Consider the following 235-nt stretch of genomic DNA (forward strand, 5'->3'; position numbering starts at 1 on the left):
GGCGAAAGTGTCCTCCGAGGACACCTGCTGCACTTCCTGGTGCGGCTGCACCGGCCGTTCGTCGACGCCGCGCGCGCGGTTGTACAGCCCCTGGCCGAAGCTGCCGAAATTCGCCTGCAGTTCCTCCAGCGGCCGCTGCCGCAGCTCGCCGACGGTGCGGATGCCCAGCGCGGCCAGCTTGCCTTCCATCACCTTGCCCACACCGGGAATGCGGTTGACCGGCAAGGGCAGCAGG

1 protein-coding gene is annotated in these 235 nt (G+C 69.4%); it reads right to left on the reverse strand.

The annotated features are described in order from the left end of the window. The coding region (locus tag SB658_RS27610) for a DNA polymerase thumb domain-containing protein (RefSeq protein ID WP_410603765.1) at positions 1-235 on the reverse strand (235 nt) is incomplete at both ends.

Origin of the sequence: Bacillus sp. SIMBA_008, assembly GCF_046535495.1 — a bacterium.
Classification (GTDB): Bacteria; Bacillota; Bacilli; order Bacillales; family Bacillaceae; genus Bacillus; species Bacillus subtilis.